Origin of the sequence: Bradyrhizobium sp. HKCCYLS3070 (assembly GCF_051167575.1) — a bacterium.
GTDB lineage: Bacteria > Pseudomonadota > Alphaproteobacteria > Rhizobiales > Xanthobacteraceae > Bradyrhizobium.
Map to the genome: position 1 here is coordinate 66,894 of NZ_JBNPTI010000012.1, position 25,739 is coordinate 92,632.

21 protein-coding genes and 1 riboswitch are annotated in these 25,739 nt (G+C 66.9%); of the genes, 10 read left to right on the plus strand and 11 right to left on the minus strand.

Annotated features, from left to right (window positions below; translation table 11 throughout):
* The first annotated feature begins 294 nt into the window (after positions 1 to 294).
* Positions 295 to 1,374, plus strand: coding sequence for a DUF1835 domain-containing protein (locus tag ACQR03_RS27560; protein WP_434842011.1), 1,080 nt, complete (start codon positions 295 to 297; stop codon positions 1,372 to 1,374).
* Here ACQR03_RS27560 and gcvP read toward each other — a convergent pair.
* From gcvP to gcvT, 3 genes are all read right to left on the minus strand, one after another.
* Positions 1,353 to 4,226 carry an aminomethyl-transferring glycine dehydrogenase gene (gcvP, locus tag ACQR03_RS27565; RefSeq protein ID WP_315753108.1) on the minus strand — a complete coding sequence of 958 codons (2,874 nt, stop codon included), beginning with the start codon at positions 4,224 to 4,226 and terminating at the stop codon, positions 1,353 to 1,355. The genes ACQR03_RS27560 and gcvP overlap by 22 nt on opposite strands.
* A 154-nt stretch (positions 4,227 to 4,380) precedes the next feature.
* Positions 4,381 to 4,746, minus strand: coding sequence for a glycine cleavage system protein GcvH (gene gcvH, locus ACQR03_RS27570; RefSeq protein ID WP_315716067.1), 366 nt, complete (start codon positions 4,744 to 4,746; stop codon positions 4,381 to 4,383).
* Between the two features lie 9 nt (positions 4,747 to 4,755).
* Complete coding sequence (gene gcvT / locus ACQR03_RS27575; protein WP_315753107.1) at positions 4,756 to 5,904, minus strand: glycine cleavage system aminomethyltransferase GcvT; 1,149 nt, start codon at positions 5,902 to 5,904, stop codon at positions 4,756 to 4,758.
* A gap of 145 nt (positions 5,905 to 6,049) precedes the next feature.
* A riboswitch (glycine riboswitch) is annotated at positions 6,050 to 6,160 on the minus strand.
* A 181-nt stretch (positions 6,161 to 6,341) separates the two neighbouring features.
* Between gcvT and alaS the strand changes: the two genes are divergently transcribed.
* The 5 genes from alaS (at position 6,342) to ACQR03_RS27600 (ending at position 14,703) form a co-directional block, all read left to right on the plus strand.
* Entirely contained in the window at positions 6,342 to 9,053 is a 2,712-nt protein-coding gene (gene alaS, locus ACQR03_RS27580) for an alanine--tRNA ligase (protein ID WP_434842036.1), read from the plus strand.
* A 2-nt stretch (positions 9,054 to 9,055) separates the two neighbouring features.
* Complete coding sequence (locus ACQR03_RS27585; protein ID WP_434842012.1) at positions 9,056 to 10,285, plus strand: cyclic nucleotide-gated ion channel; 1,230 nt, start codon at positions 9,056 to 9,058, stop codon at positions 10,283 to 10,285.
* Positions 10,286 to 10,806: 521 nt separating this feature from the next.
* Positions 10,807 to 10,938 carry a hypothetical protein gene (locus tag ACQR03_RS27590; RefSeq protein ID WP_316171163.1) on the plus strand — a complete coding sequence of 44 codons (132 nt, stop codon included), beginning with the start codon at positions 10,807 to 10,809 and terminating at the stop codon, positions 10,936 to 10,938.
* A 1,010-nt stretch (positions 10,939 to 11,948) separates the two neighbouring features.
* Complete coding sequence (locus tag ACQR03_RS27595; RefSeq protein WP_434842013.1) at positions 11,949 to 13,298, plus strand: carbohydrate porin; 1,350 nt, start codon at positions 11,949 to 11,951, stop codon at positions 13,296 to 13,298.
* A 205-nt stretch (positions 13,299 to 13,503) separates the two neighbouring features.
* Entirely contained in the window at positions 13,504 to 14,703 is a 1,200-nt protein-coding gene (locus ACQR03_RS27600) for an adenylate/guanylate cyclase domain-containing protein (protein ID WP_315753104.1), read from the plus strand.
* Between the two features lie 34 nt (positions 14,704 to 14,737).
* Here the strand turns inward: ACQR03_RS27600 and ACQR03_RS27605 are convergent, their stop codons facing one another.
* The 6 genes from ACQR03_RS27605 to ACQR03_RS27630 form a co-directional block, all read right to left on the minus strand.
* Positions 14,738 to 15,130: a hypothetical protein gene (locus ACQR03_RS27605; RefSeq protein ID WP_315716076.1), complete on the minus strand. Its 393-nt coding sequence runs from the start codon at positions 15,128 to 15,130 to the stop codon at positions 14,738 to 14,740.
* Positions 15,115 to 15,432, minus strand: a complete 318-nt coding sequence (locus ACQR03_RS27610) for a DUF3303 domain-containing protein (protein WP_315828238.1) — start codon at positions 15,430 to 15,432, stop codon at positions 15,115 to 15,117. The genes ACQR03_RS27605 and ACQR03_RS27610 overlap by 16 nt, the downstream gene beginning before the upstream one ends.
* Positions 15,433 to 15,522: 90 nt before the next feature.
* On the minus strand, positions 15,523 to 17,187 hold the full coding sequence (locus ACQR03_RS27615) for a caspase family protein (protein ID WP_434842014.1): 1,665 nt from the start codon (positions 17,185 to 17,187) through the stop codon (positions 15,523 to 15,525).
* A gap of 85 nt (positions 17,188 to 17,272) precedes the next feature.
* Positions 17,273 to 18,691 (minus strand): TolC family outer membrane protein, encoded by a 1,419-nt coding sequence (locus ACQR03_RS27620; protein WP_315753100.1) that lies wholly within the window; start codon positions 18,689 to 18,691, stop codon positions 17,273 to 17,275.
* Between the two features lie 248 nt (positions 18,692 to 18,939).
* Positions 18,940 to 19,719, minus strand: coding sequence for an enoyl-CoA hydratase (locus ACQR03_RS27625; protein ID WP_315716080.1), 780 nt, complete (start codon positions 19,717 to 19,719; stop codon positions 18,940 to 18,942).
* Between the two features lie 83 nt (positions 19,720 to 19,802).
* Entirely contained in the window at positions 19,803 to 20,342 is a 540-nt protein-coding gene (locus ACQR03_RS27630) for a hypothetical protein (RefSeq protein ID WP_434842015.1), read from the minus strand.
* A 174-nt stretch (positions 20,343 to 20,516) separates the two neighbouring features.
* Between ACQR03_RS27630 and ACQR03_RS27635 the strand changes: the two genes are divergently transcribed.
* Together ACQR03_RS27635 and ACQR03_RS27640 are read left to right on the plus strand one after the other, a co-directional pair.
* Positions 20,517 to 21,062, plus strand: a complete 546-nt coding sequence (locus ACQR03_RS27635) for a sigma-70 family RNA polymerase sigma factor (protein ID WP_315753097.1) — start codon at positions 20,517 to 20,519, stop codon at positions 21,060 to 21,062.
* A gap of 2 nt (positions 21,063 to 21,064) precedes the next feature.
* Positions 21,065 to 21,703: a DUF1109 domain-containing protein gene (locus tag ACQR03_RS27640; protein ID WP_315753096.1), complete on the plus strand. Its 639-nt coding sequence runs from the start codon at positions 21,065 to 21,067 to the stop codon at positions 21,701 to 21,703.
* A 10-nt stretch (positions 21,704 to 21,713) separates the two neighbouring features.
* Here ACQR03_RS27640 and ACQR03_RS27645 read toward each other — a convergent pair whose 3' ends face one another.
* Together ACQR03_RS27645 and ACQR03_RS27650 are read right to left on the minus strand one after the other, a co-directional pair.
* Positions 21,714 to 22,823 (minus strand): DUF2336 domain-containing protein, encoded by a 1,110-nt coding sequence (locus ACQR03_RS27645; RefSeq protein WP_315753095.1) that lies wholly within the window; start codon positions 22,821 to 22,823, stop codon positions 21,714 to 21,716.
* The gene (locus ACQR03_RS27650; RefSeq protein ID WP_315753094.1) at positions 22,820 to 23,983 is read right to left on the minus strand and encodes a GGDEF domain-containing protein; all 1,164 of its coding nucleotides are present in this window, start codon (positions 23,981 to 23,983) and stop codon (positions 22,820 to 22,822) included. Before ACQR03_RS27650 ends, ACQR03_RS27645 begins: the two co-directional genes overlap by 4 nt.
* A 322-nt stretch (positions 23,984 to 24,305) precedes the next feature.
* Here ACQR03_RS27650 and ACQR03_RS27655 point away from each other — a divergent pair, with 322 nt between their 5' ends.
* Both ACQR03_RS27655 and ACQR03_RS27660 read left to right on the plus strand, forming a co-directional pair.
* Entirely contained in the window at positions 24,306 to 24,875 is a 570-nt protein-coding gene (locus ACQR03_RS27655) for a sigma-70 family RNA polymerase sigma factor (protein WP_008961196.1), read from the plus strand.
* Positions 24,872 to 25,714: a hypothetical protein gene (locus ACQR03_RS27660; RefSeq protein ID WP_315716086.1), complete on the plus strand. Its 843-nt coding sequence runs from the start codon at positions 24,872 to 24,874 to the stop codon at positions 25,712 to 25,714. The genes ACQR03_RS27655 and ACQR03_RS27660 overlap by 4 nt, the downstream gene beginning before the upstream one ends.
* Positions 25,715 to 25,739 lie beyond the last annotated feature (25 nt).

The following is a 25,739-nucleotide window of genomic DNA, read 5'->3' on the forward strand; positions in this document are numbered from 1 at the left end:
GTAAGACGGCGGCGGGTGCCGTGGACGTTGCGTTGCCGACGTTCCGGCGCCCGTTTGCAGATGTGTGGTGTTCTGCCGAAATCTGGGGTTGCTGCATGATCGAATGCAGTGAGCCTGAATTCCGAGCGCCGGATACGATCTTCAGCGCGAATAGTCGAAAGCGCGTGCGCGGGCGAGCGGACCGGATCCGCGCGGCGGCACCGACATTTCCGACGCCAGTCCTGGGCGCCGGGAGCCGATCGCGAGCGTGTTGATAGCGTCTTGAGCCAATCAGGTCGTGCCGGAGCCAACAGCATGACGCGTTTGATTCTAGCGGCCGATGATCCCAGCGCCGGAGCGCTTCGGAGAGGCGGCTTTGCCGACCTGGTGGTGCCAATTCTCCATCGTTTCGTATGGGGACCGTTGCCATCAGATGCCGAGTTATCGGCTTATCTCGTCCAGCGCACCGCGCGACCGAAGCGCGGGCATTGGTTGGATTTCGCCTCGCGTGGCGACTTCATGGCGGTCGGCGGGCGGAGTCAGAGTTTTCTCGAACTTGTCGACCGTTGCGATAGCGTCGAGCTGTGGATGGGGACCCGTCCGAACGACCAGTTGGTGCTGATCTGGCTCTTGGACTATCTGCGCCATCACGCGGAGATCGCGACGAAGATCGTATTGCGGCATGTCGATGTCCCGCTATCCGATGCCCCGGCCGGGCGACTCGCCGGTCGGGCCATTGCCGGCGTAGAGCTTGCGCGTGAGCATCTCGATTTGGGCCATCTGGCATGGCAGGTGTTTCGGGCGCCCACGCCGCAAGCCTGGTTCGATCTGTTGAAGCAGGATCTCAGTGCACTGCCGCAGCTTCGCCGCTGCGTGCAGGAGATGCTCGATGAGCTTCCTGGTGTTGCGACGGGCCTGGGAGCATCGGAGCTGAGAATCCTCGAATTGCTGTCAGCCGGCTATCAGCACCCATTCGACCTGTTGCCGCATCATCGGGATCGCTTTCAACGCCGCGTCTATGACTATTGGGAGGGAGGCGCGTTGCTCGACGGTCTGGCACTGGCGCCGGCGCCGGCAATTTCGGGCCTCGCCGAACGGCCGTTCTCGGTCGAGATGCACGACAGCCGTGAACGCCTCGAGCGCTACAAGGCGAGCACGCTGTCGCTGACGCCGCTCGGCAAGGCGATCCTGGCCGGCGAGGAGGATTTCAGCAGCCATAATCCGATCCGGCGCTGGTGGGGCGGCACCGAATTGATCAACGCCAATCTCTGGCGTTGGCATGCGGTGCTCATCGCTCCGGATCCCGACACGCCTCACGTCATTGATTGTCGCGAGCCGTGGCGCCCGATCCACTGGAACATGCGTGAGGAGGCTTACTCCGCCGCCTGGGCGTAGTCCGCCACCGGCGGGCATGAGCACACCAGATTGCGGTCGCCGTAGACGTTGTCGACGCGGCCGACCGGACACCAGTACTTGTCGGTGCGCGAGGTGCCCGCGGGGAAGCAGCCCTCGCTGCGCCGGTAGGCCCTGTTCCAATCGTCGTCGGCGATGTCGTGCACCGTGTGCGGCGCGTGGCGCAGCGGCGAGGCCTCGATTCCGAAGCGGCCCTGTTCGACCTCGGCGATCTCCTTCCGGATCGCGATCATGGCGTCGCAGAAGCGGTCGAGCTCCGCCTTGGACTCCGATTCCGTCGGCTCGATCATCAAGGTGCCCGCCACCGGGAAGCTCATGGTCGGCGCGTGGAAGCCGTAGTCGATCAGCCGCTTGGCGATGTCGTCGACGGTGACGCCGCTGCTCTGCTTGAGCGGCCGCGGGTCGATGATGCATTCATGCGCGACGCGGCCGCGCTCGTTGCGGTAGAGCACCGGAAAATGCGCATCGAGCCGCGCCGCGACGTAGTTGGCGTTGAGGATCGCAATCTCGGTGGCGCGGGTCAGGCCGTCGCCGCCCATCAGCAGCATGTAGATGTAGGAGATGGTCAGGATCGAGGCCGAGCCGTAGGGGGCGGCCGAGACCGGCCCGATCGGATGCGCGCTCGCGCCGTCGGTCACAGGGTGACCGGGCAGGAAGGGCGCCAGATGCGCCTTCACGCCGATCGGGCCCATGCCCGGGCCGCCGCCGCCATGCGGAATGCAGAAGGTCTTGTGCAGGTTGAAATGGCTGACATCGGCGCCGTAATCGCCGGGTCTGGCGAGGCCGACCTGCGCATTGAGGTTGGCGCCGTCGAGATAGACCTGTCCGCCGTGGGCATGGACGATGTCGCAGATGTCGCGGATGTGCTCCTCGAACACGCCATGCGTCGAGGGATAGGTGATCATGATGGCGGCGAGCTTGGCGCTATGCGCTTCCGCCTTGGCCTTGAGATCGGCGAGATCGACATTGCCGCCTGCATCGCAGCCGACCACGACCACCTCCATGCCGGCCATGTGCGCCGAGGCCGGGTTGGTGCCGTGGGCGGAGGAAGGAATCAGGCAGATGGTGCGATGGCCCTCGCCGCGGGCGGCGTAGTAGCCGCGGATCGCCAGGAGGCCGGCATATTCGCCCTGCGCGCCCGAGTTCGGCTGCAGCGACACCGCGTCATAGCCGGAGATCCGGCACAACCAGTCGGTCAGATCGGCGAACATCGTATGATAGCCGGCGGCCTGCGCGCGCGGCACGAACGGGTGCAGGCTGGCGAATTCCGGCCACGTCAGTGGAATCATCTCGGTCGTCGCGTTGAGCTTCATCGTGCAGGAGCCGAGCGGAATCATCGCGCGATCGAGCGCGAGGTCGCGGTCCGCGAGCTTGCGCAGATAGCGCAGCATCTCGGTCTCGGAGCGATGCGCGTGGAACACCGGATGGGTCAGGAACGGCCGCTGCCGCTTGAGCTCGGCCGGCAGAGCCTCGCGCGCTTCCGCCTCGATCGTCGTGTAGGAGAGCTCGCCGCCGAAAGCGCGCCAGACGGCTTCGACGACATCGGCCGTCGTGGTCTCATCGAGCGCGATCCGCAGCCTGCTGCCGTCGCGCCCGAGATTGATCCGCTCGCCTTCCGCGCGGGCGATGATCGACTCGGACTTGGCGCCGGCCTCGACGGTGACCGTGTCGAAGAAGGCCTCGCTTTCCGGCGCAAAGCCGAGCTTGCGCAGCCCTGCAGCCAGCACCGCGGTCCGCCGATGCGCGGTGCGGGCGATCGCCTTCAGCCCGTCGGGGCCATGATAGACCGCGTACATCGCGGCAATCACCGCCAGCAGCACCTGCGCCGTGCAGATGTTCGAGGTCGCCTTCTCGCGGCGGATGTGCTGCTCGCGGGTCTGCAGCGCCAGCCGATAGGCGGGAGCCCCGCGTGAATCGACGGAGAGGCCGACGATGCGGCCGGGCAGCGACCGCTTCAGCGCATCGCGCACCGCCATGTAGGCCGCATGCGGTCCGCCATAGCCCATCGGCACGCCGAAGCGCTGCGCCGAGCCGATCGCGATGTCGGCGCCGAGTTCCCCCGGCGAGGCAATCACGGTCACCGCCAGCAGGTCGGCGGCGAGGATCGCGAGCGCGCCCTTGTCATGCAGCTTGGCAATCGCGGCGCGCGGATCGCGCAGCGCGCCCGTCGTGTCCGGATATTGCAGCAGGCCGCCGAACACCTCGGTGCCGTCCAGATCCTCGGCGGGGTCGCCGACGATCAGCTGCCAGCCGAGCGGCTCCGCGCGGGTGCGCAGCACCGCCAGCGTCTGCGGATGCACGTTCCGATCGACGAAGAACGCCTTGGTCTTCGCCCGCGCCGAACGCTCGGCCAGAGCCATCGCTTCCGCCGCCGCCGTGGCCTCGTCGAGCAGCGAGGCGTTGGCGACGTCGAGCCCGGTGAGATCGCAGATCATGGTCTGGAAGTTGAATAGCGCCTCCAGCCGGCCCTGGCTGATCTCCGGCTGATAGGGAGTGTAGGCCGTGTACCAAGCCGGGTTCTCCAGGATGTTGCGCTGGATCACCGCCGGCATGAGCGTGCCGGAATATCCCTGGCCGATCAGCGAGGTGAAGACCTGATTCCGTGCGGCGAGTGCGCGCATGTGTGACAATGCTTCGGGCTCGCTCAGCGCCGGCTCGAGGGTGAGCGGCGCCGTCTGCCGGATCGTGCCGGGTAGCGTCTGCGCCATCAGCTCCGCCACGCTCTTGGCGCCGACGGTCTCCAGCATCGCCGCGACGTCGCGCGGCGAGGGACCGATATGGCGGCGGGCGAAGCTGGTGGCGGCATCATCGAGCGGCTTGAGCGGCGTGGTCATGAGCAAATCCTCTATGCCTCGTCATGCCCCGCGACGGCGGGGCATCCAGTAAACAGCGACGGCGAGATCGGCAGACCGTAGCCCGGGCGAGCGCAGCGACCCGGGACCGCCGGTCCCGCATCGCTCCGCTCATGCGGGCTACGCACCGCGCGTCTCACGCCGTATGCGCCTTGTAGGCGGCCTCATCCATCAGGCCGCCGAGTTCGCCCCGGTCGGCGATCTTGAGCTTGAAGAACCAGGCCTTGCCGCCGGCGTCGGTGTTGACGAGCGCCGGCTCGTCGACGATCGCCTGGTTGACCTCGACCACCTCGCCGGTGATCGGCGCGTAGACGTCGGAGGCGGCCTTGACCGATTCGACCACGGCGGCGGCTTCCGACTTCTTCAGCGCGCGGCCGACCTGCGGCAGCTCCACGAACACGACGTCGCCGAGTTGGGCCTGCGCATAGTCGGTGATGCCAATGGTGGCTGTGTCGCCATCGATGCTGAGCCATTCATGGTCGGAGGTGTAGAGCGTGGTCATGGACGTCCTTCAGCGCTTGTAGGTGTTGGGAACGAAGGGCATGGCGGCGACGCGCAGCGGCAGGCGTTGGCCGCGCACATCGGCGAACAACGGGGTGTCGAGCGCAGAGAGAGTGGTCGGCACGTAACCCATCGCGACCGGAGCATTCAGCGTCGGGCCGAAGCCACCAGAGGTGACCTGGCCGACCGGCTCGGCTGAATCGGCCGACGCGAACAGCGCAGCTCCCTCGCGCACCGGCGCGCGGCCCTCGGGCCTCAAGCCGACGCGGCGGCGTGTCGCACCGCCATCGAACTGGGCAAGGATCTTGTCAGCGCCGGGGAAGCCGCCGGCGCGCGCGCCGCCGCTGCGGCGGACCTTCTGCACCGACCACTCCAGCGCGGCCTCGACCGGGGTCGTCGTCGTGTCGATGTCGTGGCCATAGAGACAGAGCCCAGCCTCGAGCCGCAGGCTGTCGCGGGCGCCCAGCCCGATCGGCAGCACGTCCTTGTCCGACAGCAGCGCTTCGGCGAGCTGCTCGGCCTTGTCGGCGGGAACGGAGATCTCGTAGCCGTCCTCGCCGGTGTAGCCGGAGCGCGAGACGTAGCAGGCGAGCCCGTCGACCGTGCGCGGGCCGGAATCCATGAAACGCATGCCCTCGGCATCAGCGCAGAATTTCGCCAGCACGCTCGTGGCCTTCGGCCCCTGCAACGCCAGGAGTGCCCGGTCGGTCAGCGGCTGCACCTCGCAGACGTCGGACAGCCCGTCGCGCAGCAGCTCGATGTCGGCGTCCTTGCAGGCGGCGTTGACCACCAGCACCAGGTGCTCGCCGAAATTCGCCACCATCAGGTCATCGAGAATGCCGCCCTCGGCATTGGTGAACTGGGCATAGCGCTGCCGGCCCGGGGGAATGCCGATGACGTCCTGAGGCACCAGCCGCTCGAGCGCGGCTGCGGCGTCGGCGACCTTGCCGGATTTCGGCACCAGCGCGACCTGCCCCATGTGGGACACGTCGAACAGCCCGGCCGCGCTGCGGGTATGGAGGTGTTCCTTGAGCACGCCGGGCGCGTACTGCACCGGCATCTCATAGCCCGCGAAGGGCACCATCTTGCCGCCAAGGCTGACATGCAGCGCATGGAGCGGCGTTCGCTTCAAAAAAGGGGGGGCAGCCGGTTCAGCCATCGATCAGGGATCCTCGCGCGGTTCCTCGGGACCAGTCCCGAAAAACGCCACCGAAGCCCCATCTGTCGCTGTGCCTGAGAGTATTATCCCGTCGGCGGACGCGTCCCGGTCAAAACCGGACAAGCGTCTCTTTCCAGATGCAGTTGCAGTCGCGAGGGTCCTTTTGCCTGAGAGTTTCCGGGGCGGTTGCTCCTTCGGCGCCGACCCTTGACGTTCAACCAGAACCTCAAAGGCCAGTCTCTCCCGACGCGACTGTCGTCTATGTCCGGGACCAAACACCAGCCCGCGCAAGCTGTCAACGCGTCACGGCGGCTTTCAACCAGCTTTAGGAGCCGTGCAGCAAGCCCATGATGTTTCTGCACAGTTTCTGGACACGCGAAGTCGCCTTGTCTAAAAGCATTGCCGCCGAATTCCCGGACTTCTTCGATTGGATTGCTATGAGCGGCGTCAACGAGATCAGGTCGACCTTCCTCAATTTCTTCGCTGCGAACGGCCACGAGATCGTGCCGTCCTCGCCGCTCGTGCCGCGCAACGACCCGACCCTGATGTTCACGAACGCCGGCATGGTGCAGTTCAAGAACGTCTTCACCGGCGTCGAGAAGCGGCCCTACAACCGCGCCACGACGTCGCAGAAATGCGTGCGCGCCGGCGGCAAGCACAACGATCTCGACAATGTCGGCTACACCGCCCGGCACCACACCTTCTTCGAGATGCTCGGCAACTTCTCCTTCGGCGACTATTTCAAGGAGAACGCCATCGAGCTCGCCTGGACGCTCGTCACCAAGGAGTTCGGCCTCCCGAAGGACAAGCTGACCGCGACCGTCTACATCGATGACGACGAGGCGTTCGGCCTCTGGAAGAAGATTGCCGGCCTGCCGGAATCGCGCATCATCCGGATCGCCGGCTCGGACAATTTCTGGCAGATGGGCGACACCGGCCCGTGCGGCCCGTGCTCGGAGATCTTCTACGACCACGGCGACAAGATCTGGGGCGGCCCGCCCGGCTCGCCGGAGGCCGATGGCGATCGCTTCATCGAGATCTGGAACCTCGTGTTCATGCAATACGAGCAGCTCGAGGGCGGGGTCCGCAATCCGCTGCCGAAGCCGTCGATCGACACCGGCGCCGGCCTGGAGCGCGTCGCCGCGGTGCTGCAGGGCAAGCACGACAATTACGACATCGACCTGTTCGTCGCCCTGATCCGCGCCATCGCCGACCTCACCAATGCCGACCCGCAGGGCCCGCAGAAGGCGTCGCTCCGGGTCATCGCCGACCATTTGCGCGCCTCGTCGTTCCTGATCTCGGACGGCGTGCTGCCCTCGAACGAGGGGCGCGGGAGCGTGCTGCGCCGGATCATGCGCCGCGCGATGCGCCACGCGCAGTTGCTCGGCGCGCGCGAGCCGTTGATGCACAAGCTGGTCGGCGCGCTGGTGCGCGAGATGGGTCAGGCCTATCCGGAGCTCGGCCGCGCCGAGAGCCTGATCAAGGAGACCTTGCGGCTGGAGGAAACGCGGTTCCGCAAGACCTTGGAGCGCGGCCTTGCCCTTCTCGATGAGCAGTCGGCCAGCTTGAAGAAGGGCGACATGTTCGACGGTGACGTCGCCTTCACATTGTACGACACCTACGGTTTCCCGCTGGACCTGACCCAGGACGCGCTGAAGTCGCGTGGCATCAGCGTCGATCAGGCCTCTTTCCAGGATGCCATGAGCCGGCAGAAGGCGAAGGCGCGCGCCGCCTGGGCCGGCTCCGGCGAGGCTGCGACCGAGAGCGTCTGGTTCGAACTGCGCGAGAAGCTCGGCGCCACCGAGTTCCTCGGCTATGAGACCGAGACCGCCGAAGGCGCGGTCACCGCGCTGGTCAAGAACGGCGCCGAGGTCGACAGCCTCAAGGCCGGCGAGAGCGGCGTCATCGTCCTGAACCAGACCCCGTTCTACGGCGAGTCCGGCGGCCAGGTCGGCGACACCGGCCTCATGACCGGCGACGGCGTCCGCGTGCGCATCACCGACACCCAGAAGAAGGCTGGCGACCTGTTCGCGCACATCGGCACCGTGGAGCAGGGCACGCTCAAGCTCGGCGCGGCGCTGCAGCTCGACGTCGACCACACCAGGCGCTCGGCGATCCGCGCCAACCACTCGGCGACCCACATCCTGCACGAGGCGCTGCGCCAGGTGCTCGGCGACCACATCGCCCAGCGCGGCTCGCTGGTCTCTCCGGACCGCCTGCGCTTCGACTTCGTCCATCCGAAGCCGATCACCCCGGATGAGCTCGCCCGCGTCGAGGACATCGCCAACGACGTCGTGCTCGAGAATGCCGAGGTCACGACCCGCCTGATGGGGCTCGACGATGCCCGCGAGGCCGGCGCCCGCGCGCTGTTCGGCGAGAAATATGGCGACGAGGTCCGCGTCGTCTCGATGGGCAACGCCGCGCGTGATCACGGCAATAACGCCATGGGCTGGTCGGTCGAGCTGTGCGGCGGCACCCATGTCAGGCGCACCGGCGACATCGGCCTGATCGCGGTCACCTCGGAGAGTGCGGTGGCGTCCGGTGTCCGCCGCATCGAGGCGCTGACGGCGCGCGGCGCCCGTGCGCATGCCAACCACAACCTCTCGCTCGCCAAGGCGGCGGCGGCCGAGCTGCGCACCACGGTCGAGGACGTGCCGGCGCGCATCACCGCGCTGATGGAGGAGCGCAAGAAGCTCGAGCGCGAGCTGTCGGACGCGCGCAAGAAGCTCGCGATGGGTGGCGGGGTCAGCGGTGTCATGTCAGCAGGGGAAGCTGCCGATAGCATGGAGGGGCGAGGCCGCACAGGTCCGACTCTGATCGGAGACATCAAGTTTTTCCGGCGCGTGGTCACCGGCATCGAGATGAAGGATCTGAAATCGCTGGCCGACGACGCCAAGAAGCAGCTCGGCTCCGGCGTGGTCGCGCTTGTCGCGACCTCGGAGGACGGCAAGGCCGGGGTCGTGGTCGGCGTCACCGCCGATCTCACTTCGCGTTTCAATGCGGTCGACCTCGTGCGGGCTGCGTCCGAGGCGCTCGGCGGCAAGGGCGGCGGCGGCCGTCCCGACATGGCCCAGGCCGGCGGTCCCGACGGCTCCAAGGCGGAGGCTGCGCTGGCCGCGATCGAGAGCGCGATCAGCAAGGCAGGCTGACCGTGCCGACGCTCGGGCCGGGCGAGAGCGTTCGCGATCCCGATCTGCGCGACCGGCTGTACGAGCTGCTCGAGCACGACCATCTGCCGAGCACGCACGGCTCGCGCGTCGTCCAGTTCATCGTGCTCGTCATCACGCTCGACGTGCTGGCGGTGGTGCTGGCCTCCGACCCGAACATCGCGGCCGCCATTGGCGGATTGCTGCGAGCGATCAAGGTCTGTTCGCTGATCGTGTTTGCCGCGGAGTATGTCGCTCGGCTCTGGAGCGTGGCGGGGCACATGCCGCGGCGCCAGTCGCCGCACCGGGAGCGGCTCGCCTACGCCTTGTCAGCGCTCGGCCTGATCGATCTCCTGTCCTTCGTGCCGGCCGCGATTGCGCTCGTGCTCGGCGACCGCAGCCTGGAAGCGGTGTGCATCGTGCTGCCGTTCCTCAAGCTGGTGCGCTATTCGCCGGCGCTGCGCTCGCTGCTGTCGGCGGTGCAGGCCGAGCGGCGCATCCTGATCGGCTGCCTCGTCATCCTGGCCGGCGCGGTGCTGCTGTTCGCCTCGCTGCTCTATGCGGTCGAGCGCGACGTCCAGCCCGACAAGTTCGGCACCATCCCGCACGCGATGTGGTGGGCGATCGTGACGCTCGGCACCGTCGGCTATGGCGATGTCGTGCCGGTGACGCCGCTCGGCCGCATCATCACGGTGTTCGCGATCATCTGGGGCTTCGCCATGATCGCGCTGCCGGTCGCGATCATCTCCACCGCGTTCGCCGAGGAGATCAAGCGGCGCGACTTCGTCGTCACCTGGGGCATGCTGGCGCGGGTGCCGCTGTTCTCGCATCTTTCGGCGTCCGAAATCGCCGACATCATGCGGCTGCTGCGCGCGCGCACGATCGAATCCGGCGAGGTGCTGGTGCGGCGCGGCGATGCCGCCTCCTCGATGTATTTCATCACTGCCGGCGAGGTCGAGATCGAGCTGCCGACGCAATGCGTCAAGCTCGCCGACGGCACGTTCTTCGGCGAGATCGCGCTGCTGCACCGGACCAAGCGCTCGGGCACCGTGACGGCGACGCGCAAGACCCGGCTGCTGGTGCTCGACGCGCAGGATTTCCATGCGCTGATCGCGCGGATGCCGGCGCTCGCCGCGCATGTCCGGACCATCGCCAAGGCGCGCATGGCCGATTCCGGCGACCTCGCCCTTGCCGAGCTGTCGCAGGCCGAGCACGACGACCAGACGGACGAGTAGGGGCTGCGCGCGGATTCCGTACGTCGTTGGCGACGGCAGGCGCGCGTCTCATTCCATCTTCCAACGAGTCAAACAGCCGGGCGCGCGCGCACCATCCCGCGGCGCGATTGCACCCAGGAGATGCGGAAGACGTCCGCCCTCGAGAGTGATGAGGGCGCAGGGAATGCCGGGTGAGGGCCTCACCCATGGCCCGCCTGCGGAAAAAAATGCAGGCGGCAGGTACCACAGGCAAAGCCGGTTCATCCGGCATTCCCTGCGCGGCGGTTTTAACGCTTATACGCGATCTCCTCGGTGCACCGGGCTTGTTGGCCACCGTGCGCGACGACGCGCTTCTCGCTCGCCGCCGCGGGGACACCAGCTTCGGGGTGTCAGGACCACGCGACTTCACGTCCGCGAGCGCATCAATCGTCCGCGCATGAAGCGCGCTGATGCCCTCACGTCCACCGCATTGCCGGCCCAACGTTTCGTGACGACGCGTACGCCCCTCATCCGGACCGGAACGTGGAGAGAATAGACATGATTTGCTGATTTTCGGAAGTGATTTATTTTTGCGCGAAGCCCTTGAAACGGGCGATGGCGTTGAAGCTGCTGATGAAATGCGCCGTTCCGGCGAAGGCCGATTTGGGGTGGCCGAGACCAATTTCGTTGCATGAACGGCCGGGACGCTGCTCGTCGGGCAAATCAACGACGACAGGTCACGACCGAATTTGGCCCGATCGCTCCGACTCGCCCGGCGCAGCACGTCACCCGGAGACCAAGGGCGCTTCTGGCCCGTCTCGGGCCTTTCGGTCCGCGGCGGAAGTTTACGCTATCAGGGTGCAACTGGAAGTAAGCTTGCAGTGACGCCACAAGGCAGTTTTTTTCTCCGAAGCTGGCTGACCCTCGGCTGACGCGTAACTGGTGTTTACACACTTAAACCGCATAACTGCCGATGCAATTCTGATGGGCTGGATGTCATGGGGATCGATGCCTTGAGAACGGCAATTGCATTGCTGCTTGTTGCCGCTGCGCTGTTAGTATCAGCACGGGCTGAGAACGACAGACTGCGTCAAGTGGTCTCTAACCTCAAAGCCTGCGTCCGCACGTATGCACCGACGGCCAAAGCCGCTGGGGTTGAGACAACAGACGATGCCGTCAATTTCCTGATCGAGACATGCAGCCCACAGCCTAGTCATCTTGCGCCAGAGAACGTGGGCGCGATCCCTCCTGGTCTGCTTCGGGACGCCGTTCGCGATGAGTGGAATGCCCTCGTTCAAGATGCGCAGCCTCGCTAGGAAGTTGCCTCGGCCCGAGAGCTCTCGAACTCGCAGCTCCTCTCCAATGACGCGCGGAGACATCGTGCTTCCAGGCGAGCCGCTCGTGAGCGTAGCGACATACGGACGGCTTCACGTGGTCGGACCTGAACAGCAGATATTCCGCAGTGCGGCATGTGACGCTCATGTCACAGTTACGGTTATACCGACTCCCAAATATAATATGACTATTCAAAGGCGCCTCGGCGCTTGCTAGGATTGCCATCCAATCTCAGGTTGACGAAATCGCCCCTCGAATGGGCGGCGGCCGGGGATTGAGCCGTGGGGAAGCGCGTGCCGGGACGGAGGCTCTGGGCCGGGCGCGACAGAACAACATCCAGAGCCTGGGGACGCTGCGAGGAGCAGGAAAAATGAGTGGGTTTGCGACGACCGCGCGCATGTGCGGCGTAGGGGTTGCTTTGTCTTGTTTGTTGGGTGGCGGTGGTGCGGTCGCGGCCGATCTGCCGATGAAGGCGCCGCCGATTCCCTATGCGGGTGTCGATGATTTCTGGACGCGGCCGTATCTGTTCGGCGATCTCGGCCGGACCAGGCTGAAGGAGCAGGGCATCTCGCTCGCGCTCACGCTCGGCGACGAAGCCGTCACCAATCTGTCGGGTGGCTCGCGCAACACCGCGGCCAATGCCGGGCAATTGTGGTTCGAGGCCAAGTTCGACATGGCCAAGCTCGCCGGCATCCAGGGCGGCATGATCGGCGTGACGCTGGTCGATCGCTTCGGCAAGAATCTCAACAGCGAGGCCGGCATTCCGGCGCTGCAGCTGACCAACGAGGTGTTCGGCCGCGGCAACATCCTGCGCCTCACCGAGTTCTACTATCAGCAGAAGCTGTTCGACGACCGCCTCGTGCTCAAGGGCGGCCGGCTGCCGGTCGGCTCCGACTTCTTCTTCGGCCAGTGCGAGTTCATCAACCTGACCTTCTGCGGCGGCCAGCCGGGCAACATCCAGGGCGGCTACATCTACAACTGGCCGGTGAGCCAGTGGGCCGGCGTCGTGCACTACAACTTCACCAAGGAATGGAAGCTGTCGGTCGGCGTCTACGACGCCAATCCGAACTATCTGACGACGTCGGACGCGGGCGTCTATCTCGCGCCGGGCATTCCGCGCTCGAATCCGGCCGCAGGCGTCTTGGTGCCGGTCGAGGTGGTGTATGAACCGAGCGGTCCGCTCAACGGCACCTGGCGCGTCGGCGGCTGGTATGACAGCGCCTCGACCATCGACGGCGGTCTGCCCGGCATCACCGGCGTGTATGCCGGCGGCCCCGGCGTCGGCGATCAGAACCTCAGCAGCCAGCGCGGCCGCTACGGCTTCTACGAATCGATCCTGCAGCGGTTGACGGTCGAGGGTCCCAAGGCGCAGGGCTGGTACACCTTCCTCAACACCAGCGTCGCCGATCACCGCACCGCGTATCAGGACTACCAGATCTCCTGGGGCGTCAAGCACACCGGCACCTTCTCGTTCCGTCCCAACGACGAGGTCGGCTTCGCGGTCGGCACCACGCATGTCAACTCGGCGGCGCTGACGCCGAATGCGGGCGGCAACGAGGTGCCGATCGAGGCCTGGTATGGCTGGCAGGCGACGGGCTGGATGAACCTGAAGTTCGACGCCCAGTATGTCATCAATCCGGGCGGACGCGGCTTCAACGCCGCCGGCTTGAAGACCGGCAATGCGGTGGTGCTCGGCCTGCGGACGGTCGTCCACTTCTGATCTTGCGACGTGAGCCGATGGGGTGGATGTGCAGCATCCGCCCCATCTGCGCGAGGCGTCTCGGCTGTCCCGGCTCGCCGATCCGATGAGGAGCTGGCGTATCCTGCCCATCCGGGTGGGCCGCGATGCGATGACGTCGATTGACTCTTTCGCATTGCGGCACGACATCTCCTGGACCGCGACGCCGAGCCGCCAGGAGATCGCCATGACCGCAACAGACGTCCATCTCGCCCCTGGCCAGCGCCTGGGCGACGAGGTCGTGGACTGGCTCACCAACGGCACCCGCGACGAGCGCTTCATCGACAACATCTTCGCGCAGATGTGCATCCGGCTGCAGCGCGCCGGCATTCCGCTCAAGCGCGCCTCGCTGCACGTTCAGATCAACCATCCGCAATGGCTCGGCGCCCGGATGCTGTGGAGCGACGGCATGCAAGGGGCCGAGATCGCCCGCATCGACTACGACGTCCGCGAGCGGTCCGAATTCATCGGCAGCCCCGGCGCCGAAATCTACGGCGGTGCCGAGGAGATTCGCGAAGATCTGGCGCGCGATCCCAGGCTCGGCCGTCAGCATGCGATCTATGACGAGATGCGGGCGCAGGGCCTGACCGACTACGTCGCCTGGCCGATGTATCACACGCTCGGCAAGCGGCATTTCGTGACGTTCGCGACCGATCGCCACGGTGGCTTCGACCAGGCCGACATCGACGCGCTGCAGCGGCTGCTGCCGGTGCTGGCGCTGGTGAGCGAGATTCGCATCAAGAACCGCCTGGCGCGGACGTTGCTGGAGACCTATGTCGGGCCGCATGCGGCCGAGATGGTCCTGGCGGGAGCGACGCGGCGCGGCAGCGGCACGACGGTGCGCGCGGCGATCATGATCTGCGACCTCAGAGACTTCACCAGGATCTCCGACAACTGGCCGCGCGACGATGTCATCGATCTGCTCAACGGCTATTTCGACGCGATGGTGGAACCGATCACGCAGCACGGCGGCGAGATCCTGAAGTTCATCGGCGACGGCCTGCTCGCGATCTTTCCGCTCACCGAGCCCGCAGCCTGTGCCAACCTGCTGCATGCCGTGACTGGCGCCAGGCAGGCGATGGCGGAGCTGAACGCACGCAACGCCGAGAGCGGCCGGGCGCCGCTCCGCTACGGCATCGGCATCCATGTCGGTGACGTGATGTACGGCAACATCGGCTCGCAGACACGTCTGGATTTCACGGTGATCGGACCCGCGGTCAACATGGCCTCGCGCATGGAGGCGCTGACCAAGCAGGTCGGCCGTCCCGTGCTGATGTCGCGTGCGTTTGCCGAGCTCGTCGAGGGCCCGTTCGCGCTGGAGCGCGTCGGCGAATTTCCGGTACGCGGCTTCAGCGACCCGATCGAGCTGTTTTCGTTCGAGGGGTAGCGAATTCGGGCAGGGCCGTGTCGATCGACTGAGCCTAGCCCAGCCGGGGCGGGTGCCAGAAAACAACATCCGGCGCGAACAAGACGATTGCGATGGCGATGGGCCCTCCGGCAACCAAGATCATGATGATCGCCCGCGACGACAGTCTTTGGGCATGCGGAAGGAAGGTCAGTGCGCGGATCGCTGCTCCGGTCAAGAAGCCTGCTCTCGCAATCGGCAGCAGCGGAATGGCGAGCAGATCGTTGAGTGTACAGGTGCTGTGACAACGATCCGACGCTGGCGACCACCAATGCCGTATCCCGTCGAACGCAGTCAGCAGCACGACGATCAGAGTCGCCACGAGCAACGCCCGCCACGACGGCATTAGAACAGCGATCGCGTAGGAGACGATGCATGCGGCGAGCACCTGCGTCAGGATGTCGAGCATCGTCCGCCCGCGAGTGGATTCTCATCCAAAAAGGGCGCCACCACCTCGCGCGTCTCCGCGCTGGTCACCACCGGCACGATCTCGAAGGTCATGCCGGTGTCGCGGGCGTTGGCGAGAACCCATTGCTGCAGCAGGCGGGCGTCGTCGCATTCCATCAGCTGGAAGCAGCGGTCGAAGTTCGGCTCGATCCAGCTGCCGAGATATTTGAGCCCTTCGGGAAACGTGATGCCGGGATCGCGCACGCGGCGGTAGACCGGAATCGGATCGCGGTCCTTGAAACGTTCGATCACCATGAACAGCATGCGCGCCTCCGGTTGCCGCCCATTGTGGGCGAGTTCGCGCGCCTGTTCCAGATCGCCCCGGTTGTCTCGTCTCCGGACGCGGCCGTCCGCTCAGCGCCGCCCGGCCATCATCCGGCCGATGCAATTGTTGAACGACATCGTGTTGCCGCCGGCGCCGTTGCGGCCGTATTCCCAATGGCCGGTGGCGGGATTGCAGCGGCCGCCGATCTCGATTGCGCAGCGCTGGCTGATGCTCGTGCAGCGGCCGCCGCCGCTGACGCGCTTCGGCTCCGGCTCGGAGCGCGTCGCCACCGCCGGCTCCTTCTTGCGCGCCGGCTCGTCGCGCCTGAGCGCCTCGTCCGGCTTCTTCGCGACCGGCTCGTCCTTGCGCCTCACGCAGTCGCCGTCGGCATCGCGCGCCTGACCGGCGGGGCAGGCGATCGCGACGCAAGCATCGCCGTCGGCGCGCTGGCCCTTGGGGCAGAGCAGCGGGCAGACACGGGCCGTCTTCGCCTTGACGGCGTCGAGCGCGTCGAGGCTGGCGAGCTTGGTATCGAACCGGGTGCCGGCCTGCTTGTTGAAGCGCTCCAGCGCCCGGCGCGCGTTGAGGTCCCAGGTGCCGTCGCTGTCGGCGGTGCTGCAGCCGACGCGCCGCAGCTCGCCGGCAAGCTCGCGTGCCGGGTCCGGCGGCGCGACCTTGTCCGCGGGCGGCGGCAACGTCGCGACCATCGCGGGCTTGGCTGGCTCGGACGCCGCGGGCGGCTTGTCCGCCCGTTGCCCTGACGCTTCGGGCGGGCTGCGCGTGACGTCGGTCGTGGCGGGCGCGGCGACGTTGGCTGCCGCCGGCGCGAGCTTGGCGCGCTGCGCCCTGGCGAGCGCGGCGTAGAATCCGCTTGGATACTTCTCGATGAAGGCATCGAACGCCGCCTCGCTGCCGATGCGCTCGGCGAGCTCGTAGTCGCGCCGCATCGCTGCGTCGGAATCGGCCGCCGCGCTCGGAGCTTGCACGACCGGCACCAGCGCCACGTCGTTGCCGCCGAGCGATCCGTAGACATAGGGCTCCTGGCGATAGCCGGTCGCCTTCAGTACGTCGTCGCGGACGAAGCCGAACGCGCGGCGCAGATCGAGGCCGGGCTTTGGCAGATGCGCCACCAGCGCCGTTGCGAACGGGCTGTTGCTGGCGTCGCCGTCGGCGGCGGTCGACCCGGCCTTGGCCGAGAATGCGATCATCGTGTTCGGGCTCGACGGCTCGACCTTGGCGAGGCCGCGTCCGATGCTGCGCGAGGCGACGCTGCGCTTCATTGTCTTGGCGAACGGATTGTCGCGGCAGGCGTCGAGCACGACGAGGCGCAACTGCTTGGCCGGCTCGATCGCGAACAGCACGCGCTCCAGCGCGATCGCCTCGTCGAGAACGTCGCTGTCCGCCTCCAGCGCGGCATCGGTCGGGATCAGATAGTTGGTGCCGTCGAGCTCGATGCCGTGGCCGGCGTAGTAGATCACCGCGACCTCGGCCTCGCGCGCCCGCGCCCCGAACTCGCGCAAGGCCCGGCGCATCTCCTGCACGCCGAGATCGAGCCTGACGTCGACGCGCTCGAAGCCGGCGTTGCGGAACATGTCGCCGACGAGCTTCGCATCGTTGGCCGGGTTCGATAGCCTGGCGACAGTCTTGTAGGCGGAGTTGCCGATGATCAGCGCGACGCGCTTGTCCGCCAGCGCGGCGGTGCTGCCTGAACTGATGAGAACGAGAACAAGCAACAGGTAACGCAATGCCGTCATGACAGCCCCGGAGTCGGTCGTGCGTCAGACTATCCGGCAATATCGGCAAAGCAAGGTCGTCGGCCTTGAGCGATGACCGCTCGCACTACTGTCCGGAGGGCGTGCGCAGGCCGTGCCAGGCGTCGCGCACCTGGTGGTAGTGCACCTCGGGCAGATAGTCCGGCGTATTCAGATTGAGGTTCTTGACGTCGAGCCGGCCGATCGCGCTGAGCAGCGTATAGGAGGCGATGACGCGGTCGCGCTGCGCGCCGATCAGCCGTGCCTTGGCCTGGATCAGATCGGCCTGCGAGTTGAGCACGTCGACGGTGGTGCGCTGGCCGCCCTGGGCCTCGCGCGACACGCCTTGCAGCGCGATGGTGGCGGCCTTCACCTCGGCCTCGGAGGCGCTGACGGCGACCTTGGCACCCTCGTTGGCAACCCAGGCGCTGACCACCGCAGTTCGCGCCTGGTTGCGGACCTGGTCGAGCACGAGGCGGCTCTGCGCCGCGAGCTCCTTGCTCTGGCGGGTCTGCGACGCCGCCGTGCCGCCGTCATAGATCGGCGCGGTGATGCTGCCGACGATCGAGGCCTGGTCGGTGCCGAAGGTACCCAGCGTCTGATCCGAATCGCGGCTGCGGCTGACACCGCCCTGCAGGGTCACGCTCGGCAGCAGCGCGCCCTCGGCGACCTTGATCGAGGTCGAGGCCACGTCGACGTCGAAGCTCGCCGCAGCCACGGCCGGATTTTCCTTGTTGCCGAGCGCAATCGCGTCCTCGCGGCTGCGCGGCAGCAGGCGATCGATCGGGTCGGCCGCGCGCAGCTGGCCCGGCGCCATGCCGATGACCTGGGCATAGGTCGCCTGGCTGATGGCGAGGTTGACCTCGGCGGCGTTGAGATCGGACAGCCCGCGCGACAGCCGCGCCTCGGCCTGCGAGGCGTCGGTCGGCGTGACGTCGCCGGCATTGAGACGGCGCTGCGTGACCGAGAGCGTCTCGCGCAGGAAGGCGACGTTGGAGCGCTGTGCCTCGACCAGCGACTGGTTGGCGAGCACATTGGTGTAGGCGGTGACGGCGTCGAGCAGCACGCCCTGGCCGACATTGCGCAGCGCCTCGCGGCCCGACTGCACCTGCAGCTCGGCCATGCGGACGCTGTTGGCGGTCCGGAAGCCGTTGAACAGCGTCTGCGTAACGGTGACGCCGATGGTCCAGGGCTTCAATGTCGCGGTCTGGATCGTGTTGTTGGGCAGCAGATTGCGCACCGCCTGCAGGCCGGCGCCGAGGCTCGCGATCAGTTGCGGACGATAGCCGGCAAGCGCCTGCGGCACGTTCTCGTCGGTGGCGCGCTGGCGCGCGCGCTCCGCATTCAGCGCCGGATTGGTCTGATAGGCTTTCGCGAGCGCGGCGGCGAGATCCTCGGCGCGCGCAGGCGAGCACACGACGACAAGGCTGCCCGCGAGGGTCAGGCCGAGGCCGATCCTTCGCACACGCATCTTGCCGACGCCAAATTCTTTGGCTCGACCCACCATCCGACTCCGCCGCGTCTCACTGTCTTAACCAGTTGTTTACCTGTTTAGGGCGGATGGCGGCCACATACAAACCGCCGATGTGGAATCCGGCGGGCTTTTCCATGGTTTGTTGTGGCGTGCTCGCCACAGGCCGTTTGTCGCAGTGCTGCGGCCCGGCGCGCGGATACGCGCTTGGTAAGCGGGTGAGGTGCACCCGTCGACATGAGAGGCAGATCGATTCGTTCAGCTGCGAGTGACCCGCAGCAATCTCACCGGTTCTTGTTCACCGGCTTGCGCTTCTCGATGAACGCAGCCATGCCCTCGGCGCGGTCTTCCAGCGCGAAGGTGGCGTGGAACAGGTTGCGCTCGACATTCATGCCTTCGGACAGCGGGGTCTCGAAGGCGCGGTTGACGGCCTCCTTGGCCATCGCCGCTGCCGGGCGCGACATCGATGCGATCTTCTCGGCCGCAGCCATCACCTCATCCATCAGCCTGTCGGCCGGCACGATGCGGCTGACGAGGCCGGAGCGTTCGGCCTCGGCCGCATCCATCATGCGGCCGGTGAGGCAGAGGTCCATCGCCTTGGCCTTGCCGATCGCGCGCGTCAGGCGCTGGGTGCCGCCGATGCCCGGGATGGTGCCGAGCGTGATCTCGGGCTGGCCGAATTTCGCGGTGTCGGCAGCGATGATGAAGTCGCACATCATCGCGAGCTCGCAGCCGCCGCCGAGCGCGTAGCCGGCGACCGCCGCAATCGTCGGCTTGCGGCAGCGCGCGACGCGGTCGCCGCCGATCGCGGTGAAGTCGCTCGAGAACATGTCGATGAAGCTCTTGGGCTGCATCTCCTTGATGTCGGCGCCCGCGGCGAACGCCTTCTCGCTGCCGGTGATCACGATGCAGCCGATGGCGTCGTCGGCCTCGAGGTCATCCACGGCGGCGGCGATCTCGCGGAAGACGCCGAACGACAGCGCGTTGAGCATCTTCGGTCGGTTCAGGGTGATGATTCCGACCGCGCCTTTGCCTTCGACGATGATGTGCTCGTAAACGCTCATGATCCCACCCCGCAAATCAAAACAGCGGGCAATGTGCCCGCTGGATCGATGCGCATCAAGTAGGTGCGGCGCCGCGCGGCGCCTCAGATCATGAACATCCGTGCCGCCGAGCCCAGGGTGAGCAGGGTGCCGCAGGCGATGAAGATCTTGCCGATGATCGAGGCCTTGTCCCAGCCGGAGCTGTCGTCATTGCTGACCGTGACCATGTTCACGGTGACGTCCGAGGCCGCTGGCGCATCGCTCGGCGCGGCGTCGGCCGATTCCGCCGCGGGTGCGGCCTGAGCCTGGGCTTCGACCGGCATCGGCGCCGGGAATCCGTCCTGCTTCGCCGCCGGAGCGCTCTCGGAGCCCACCGGCAAGAACGGACTGTAGCTCTGCTGTTCGGCCGCGCGGGCGAATCCAGTGCCAACGAGGCCCAGAACGAACGCGGCGGCAATGATCAATGCTGAACGTCCACTGGCTTGGATCGTCATCGTCGGCTCTCTCCCCATCCCGCCAGCCCAGGCCGGAGTGAGACCCCGACAGATGTCGAGAACGGGGCAGAAAATGGGTATCTTCCTGCCGCTCACGGCAAAAGCTGGGCGGCGCCGCACTTTGCGGCGCGGCCCATTAAAGCTGATCATGCACCTTTCGATTCGGTGCTATGGAGCGGTTCCAAGACTTGCCCGGTGGCGTGCTCTCGTTGTGGCGTAACTCGGATGGTTCCGAGGCCAATGCCCGCATCACGAATTAGTGATCAGGATGTCGCGAGAGTAACAAGCTGACGATTCGGGCGAATTGCTGGGGGTGGAGCGGAGTTGCGCGAGCGTGACGACGAGTGGACGGGCTGGATGCGCCAGGCCGTCGCCGGTGACGACGAGGCCTATCATCGCCTGCTGAGGGCGATCACGCCGGTGTTGCGCGCAGCATCACGGCGCGGGCTGGCGCGCGCCGGTCAGCCCCCCGACCAGGCCGAGGACATCGTGCAGGAAATTCTGTTGGCGGTTCATCTCAAGCGGCACACCTGGGACGTCCACGCGCCGTTCGCGCCCTGGCTGTTCGCGATCGCGCGCAACAAGCTGATCGACATGCTGCGCCGGCGCGGCCGGCGGGTGTTCGTCGACATCGACGATTTCTCGGAGACGCTGGCCGACGAGCCGCCGGCGCCCACCGTCTCGGCCGGCGAGGTCGAGGCGCAGCTGAAGACCCTGCCGCAGCGTCAGCGCGACGTGCTGCAGTCGATCGCAGTCGAGGCTGCCTCGATCAAGCAGACCGCGGAGAAGTTTTCCATGAGCGAGGGCGCGGTGCGGGTGGCGCTGCACCGCGCGCTCGCAAGCCTCACGGCCAAGCTACGGGATACCTGACCATGGACACCGATCAGCTCATCCGCACCCTCGCCGCCGACAATGCGCAGCGCGCGCAGCCGGTCGGCATCGTGCTGGCGCTGGCCCTGATGGCGGCAACGCCGGTCTCGACCGCCATGCTGCTCATCGGCCTCGGCGTCCGGCCGGACATCTGGCTCGCGGTGCGCAATCCGTTCTTCGACCTGAAGTTCGTCGTCACCACGGCGCTGGCGATCCCGGCGCTGATCATCAGCCTGCATCTGTCGCGCCCTGAAGCTTCGCTGCAGGGCTGGAGCTGGCTCCTGATCGCGCCGATCATCGTCCTCGTCGGCGGCATGGCGGCGGAGATGATGCTGCCGCAGCGCACGCCGATGATGGCGCGGCTGGTCGGCCACAATTCGATGGTGTGCATGAGCGCCATTCCCGTGCTGTCGCTGCCGCTGCTGGCCGCCGCGCTGTTCGGTCTGCGCCATGGCGCGCCGTCGCGTCCGGCGATGACGGGCGCGATCGCCGGGCTGGTCTCGGCGGGCATGGCGGCGACGCTCTATGCCGCGCATTGCACCGACGATTCGCCGCTGTTCGTGGCCACCTGGTACACGGTGGCCGCGCTGATCGTGGCCGGGCTCGGCGCGCTCATCGGCGCGAGGGTGCTGCGCTATTGACCGGGGGCGGCTACGCCTGCACCGGCGTCGCGGCGTCCTGGACGCGATGGAAGCGCAGCACCTGCTGCGCGGTGGACCGCCGGAGCCGCTCATAGGTGGCCTTGCAGGCGTCGAGATCGGTCGTCGCGGTGGTGGCGAGCCCATCGCGCATCAGGATGATCGACTTCACCGTTGGCCATGACAGGCCTGCGACCTTGGCGAGGATCATGACGCCCTCGGCGCGGCTTTCGATCATGATGCTCTCGGCGACCGCGACCGGCACGTTGGCCATGGCCGCCACGGCGGCATTGGCCTCGTCGAACTTGCGCTGCTCGGTGAACTGCACGACGAGACGGTCGTCGAGCCGGCCCTCGGCATGCAGCGAGCGCACCAGCGCGTGCGCGATCTCGGTCTGGCTGGTCAGCGCCACCGCGCTCGATCGCGCCCGCCGGCCTGCCGTCCGCACCGCCGAGGAGACCTCCTGCGCGAGCTTCGGGTTTGCTGCCTCGAGCCGCGCGCGGACCGTGGCCGACGCCTTGGCGACCAGCTTCAGATAGAGGTGGCGCGGCAGATTGGGCCGCATGGCGAGGCACGCGGCGAGGTTTTCGTCCAGCGCGGCGCGATCGGCCAGCGTGTCGAGGCTGGCCTCCGAGACGTCGGCGCCGGGATTGCTGACGGTGCTGTGAACGACCTCGTCGTTGCCGCGCCTGAGCAGGATGTCGGTGACGGCGCGGCTGAGCACGCGCCGGAGCGAGATCGCGAGCAGATGCGCCTGGCTCTTGGTCTCGGCTGTGCGGATCAGCGCGGCCTCGTCGAGCCGTTCGGACTTCGACAGCACCGGGCCTGCGACATCGATGGCGTCGTCATCGGCCAGCCGGTAGAGCGTTCGCGGCGGCGCCGACGCCAGCGGCGCCAGCCGCCGCGCGAGCAGCGCGCGGGCCGAGATCTCGATGTGCTCGATCAGGCATTCGAACACGTCGTCGAACAGCGCGACCTGATCATCGGCGAAGTCCGTCGCGCCGTCGACGAACAGGTCCGTCACCTTGCGCAGGGTCTCGACCCGCCGGGCGACGGTGCCGTGCGCGAGCGTGTCCTCGAGCTCATCGAGCAGGCTTTCGTTCGGGGCGGGTTTCGGGGTCATGCCGGGACGGCGCAGGCGCTGGTGACGCGATTGCGGCCCTGCGCCTTCGAGTCGTAGAGCGCACGATCGGCCCGGGCGAGCAGCGAATCGGCGGTCTCGTCGCCACGCGGGGTGGCTACGCCGGCCGAGAACGTGACCTGCAGGCCGGTCGAAAACGCACTCCAGTCGAGGCCGGCGATGATCTGGCGCAATCGTTCGGCGAGCCGCGCCGCGGCGTCGGCCGGTGCGCCCGGCAGCACCAGCAGGAATTCCTCGCCGCCGTAGCGGCCGAAGCGGTCGCTGCCGCGAATGTTGGCGAAGATGGTGATGGCGAAGGTGCGCAGCACGTCGTCGCCGGTCGGATGACCATGCGTGTCGTTGATGCGCTTGAACCAGTCGAGATCGATCAGCACGACCGAGCAGGGCTGGCCGCCCTGCCGCGCCTGCGCCATCTCCTCGTCCAGCACATCCATGATCGAGCGCCGGTTCAGCGCGCCGGTGAGCTCGTCGATCTCGGCCAGCTCCTCGATGCGGCGATAGGCTTCCTTGAGCTTCTGTCCGCGCTGGTACAGCGTCTCGCGCAGCGCGCTGGAGAAGATGCCGAGGAACATGCAGCCGGCGATGGTGAGGAGGAAGACCAGGAGCGTCGCGAGCCGCTCGAGGCCGCTGTCGTGCGGCATGCCGAGCGGCTTGTCGGTGAGCAGGAACAATCCCGCCAGCCCGATCGCGAGGAACGTCCAGCAGATCGCGCTCTGGCGCGGCGTCGCCCGCAGCGAGGCAAAGGCGACGACGATGTACAGCGTGCACAGGAAGAGGATGCTGACTTCGGGCGCGATGTAGCAGAACGCGACCGTGATCATCATGCTGGCGAGCGATTGCGGCACCACGAGGTAGTGGTCGCGGAAACGGTCGTTGAAGCCGCTCTCCGACAGGGCGGTCCACAGCGCGACGGTCAGAATGCCGGTCGCTGCGTAGGCTGGCGCGATCGTGACCGGGACGGTTCCCGCCTCGGCGTAGATCAGCAGGATGACGGCGTCGATCAGGTAGCATCCGGCGACCAGCGCCAGCATCTGCCGGCGCCGCCCGGCACGACGCGCACGCAGGTCGCTGGCCGGAGACGGTTGCGCGTCCCCGGCCTCAGCGACATTCGGACTGGGAATAGGCGGTGCCGTCGTGCCCATGTGCTCGCGATTCTTCGTCGTTGGCTTAAAATCTACGTGGGAAAGCATTTAACTTTGGTATCTATGGGCATGGACGAAGAGGCCGCCGGCGTCGTGCTGCGACGGGGAATCTACGGCTTTCAGGGCGTGCAGTTGGCGGGAACGGGCGGAACATGGTAGGCGGGAACCCGCTGGTCACGATCGACCTGGGCGCTGCAGCGAAATCTGCAAGTCTGTGCGCCAACTCACATTTCGGGACGTATCTTTCCGGTATTTTGAAGATTTTTGCGGTTGTGTTCGAACCGCGACGTCAATCCTCCAGACCAATCTTGCGAGACGGCCATTGAGCGTGACAGCAGCGGCGTCAGATGAAACCCTGATTGCCCGGATCGCTCAAGGCGACCGGCTCGCCATGCAGGTGCTGTACGGACGGCACCATGTCAGGGTGTACCGTTTCGGGCTCCGGCTCGTGCGGGACGAGCAGGTCGCGGAAGACCTCATCAGCGAGGTCTTTCTCGACGTGTGGCGTCAGGCCGGCAAGTTCGAAGGCCGTTCTGCCGTCTCCACCTGGCTCCTGGCGATCACGCGGTTCAAGGCCCTGTCGGCCCTTCGGCGCCGGAAGGACGTTGAGCTGGAAGACGAGGCCGCGAACGCGATCGAGGATACCTCCGACGATCCGGAGGTCGCGGTCCAGAAGAAGAATACCGGCGAAGCATTGCGCAAGTGCCTGACGGCGCTTTCGCCTGATCACCGGGAGATCGTCGATCTCGTCTACTACCACGAGAAGTCCGTGGAGGAGGTGGCCGAGATCGTCGGAATTCCGGAAAACACCGTCAAGACGCGCCTGTTCTATGCGCGCAAGAAATTGGCCGAACTCCTGAAAGCGGCCGGCATTGAGAGAGGCTGGCCATGATGGCTTTGAGCAAGATGCTGGAGCAAGAGCCCGGAGAGATCGAACTCCTGCTGCCGTGGTACGCCGCCGGCACGCTGAGCGCGCGCGACATGCGCCGGGTCGAGGAGGCTCTTGCCAACGATGCCGATCTCGCCAGGCAGTATGCGGAGATCCAGAAGGAGTATGCCGAGACCATCGCGCTGAACGAAAGCCTCGGCGCGCCGTCGATGCGTGCGATGCAGAAGCTGTTCGCGGCGATCGAGGCGGATCCGGTGCAGAAGCCTGCCGCGCCGCGCGGCTTCAGCGCGCGGCTGATGGATTTCTTCGACAGCCTGTCGCCGCGGACCCTGGCGTGGACCGTCAGCCTCGGCGCGCTGCTGGTGCTGGCGCAGGCCGGCGTGATCGGCGCCGTGCTGATGCGCTCGCAGACTGCGACCTATCAGACCGCCTCGGTCCAGGACAAGACCGCGGCGCCCGAGCCCGCGAGCAGGCCGATGGCCGCGCCGCCGCCGCCGAGCGCCGCTGCGCCGGCCCCGGCGGAGCGGGCGCCCGAGAGCATGACGCGTTCGCGGATGGCCGAAGCACCGGCCCCGGCCGCACCGCTGATCCGCGGCCTTGGACCGCAGGTCGCCGGATCGACCGCGCCCGCCTATGCGCTGGTGCGGTTCGCGCCGGATGCGCGCATGGCCGACATCTCGGCGCTGCTCGACAGCTACCAGGCCTCGATCGTCGAGGGCGCCAAGGGCGGCCTGTTCAAGCTGCAACTCGGCGACCGGCCGTTGTCGAAGGCCGAGGCCGACAGCCTGATCGGCCGTCTGGCGCGCGAGAAGATCGTCAGCCTCGCGGTGGCCGCGCAATAGGCCCGCGCCGTCCGAACGTCATTCG

Excerpts from the sequence above, each read along its gene's own strand:
- ACQR03_RS27560 (WP_434842011.1), top strand. The coding sequence starts at position 295 with ATGACGCGTTTGATTCTAGCGGCCGATGATCCCAGCGCCGGAGCGCTT.
- gcvP (WP_315753108.1), bottom strand. The coding sequence starts at position 4,226 with ATGACCACGCCGCTCAAGCCGCTCGATGATGCCGCCACCAGCTTCGCC.
- gcvH (WP_315716067.1), bottom strand. The coding sequence starts at position 4,746 with ATGACCACGCTCTACACCTCCGACCATGAATGGCTCAGCATCGATGGC.
- gcvT (WP_315753107.1), bottom strand. The coding sequence starts at position 5,904 with ATGGCTGAACCGGCTGCCCCCCCTTTTTTGAAGCGAACGCCGCTCCAT.
- alaS (WP_434842036.1), top strand. The coding sequence starts at position 6,342 with ATGAGCGGCGTCAACGAGATCAGGTCGACCTTCCTCAATTTCTTCGCT.
- ACQR03_RS27595 (WP_434842013.1), top strand. The coding sequence starts at position 11,949 with ATGAGTGGGTTTGCGACGACCGCGCGCATGTGCGGCGTAGGGGTTGCT.
- ACQR03_RS27600 (WP_315753104.1), top strand. The coding sequence starts at position 13,504 with ATGACCGCAACAGACGTCCATCTCGCCCCTGGCCAGCGCCTGGGCGAC.
- ACQR03_RS27605 (WP_315716076.1), bottom strand. The coding sequence starts at position 15,130 with ATGCTCGACATCCTGACGCAGGTGCTCGCCGCATGCATCGTCTCCTAC.
- ACQR03_RS27610 (WP_315828238.1), bottom strand. The coding sequence starts at position 15,432 with ATGCTGTTCATGGTGATCGAACGTTTCAAGGACCGCGATCCGATTCCG.
- ACQR03_RS27615 (WP_434842014.1), bottom strand. The coding sequence starts at position 17,187 with ATGACGGCATTGCGTTACCTGTTGCTTGTTCTCGTTCTCATCAGTTCA.
- ACQR03_RS27620 (WP_315753100.1), bottom strand. The coding sequence starts at position 18,691 with ATGGTGGGTCGAGCCAAAGAATTTGGCGTCGGCAAGATGCGTGTGCGA.
- ACQR03_RS27625 (WP_315716080.1), bottom strand. The coding sequence starts at position 19,719 with ATGAGCGTTTACGAGCACATCATCGTCGAAGGCAAAGGCGCGGTCGGA.
- ACQR03_RS27630 (WP_434842015.1), bottom strand. The coding sequence starts at position 20,342 with ATGATCAGCTTTAATGGGCCGCGCCGCAAAGTGCGGCGCCGCCCAGCT.
- ACQR03_RS27640 (WP_315753096.1), top strand. The coding sequence starts at position 21,065 with ATGGACACCGATCAGCTCATCCGCACCCTCGCCGCCGACAATGCGCAG.
- ACQR03_RS27645 (WP_315753095.1), bottom strand. The coding sequence starts at position 22,823 with ATGACCCCGAAACCCGCCCCGAACGAAAGCCTGCTCGATGAGCTCGAG.
- ACQR03_RS27650 (WP_315753094.1), bottom strand. The coding sequence starts at position 23,983 with ATGGGCACGACGGCACCGCCTATTCCCAGTCCGAATGTCGCTGAGGCC.
- ACQR03_RS27660 (WP_315716086.1), top strand. The coding sequence starts at position 24,872 with ATGATGGCTTTGAGCAAGATGCTGGAGCAAGAGCCCGGAGAGATCGAA.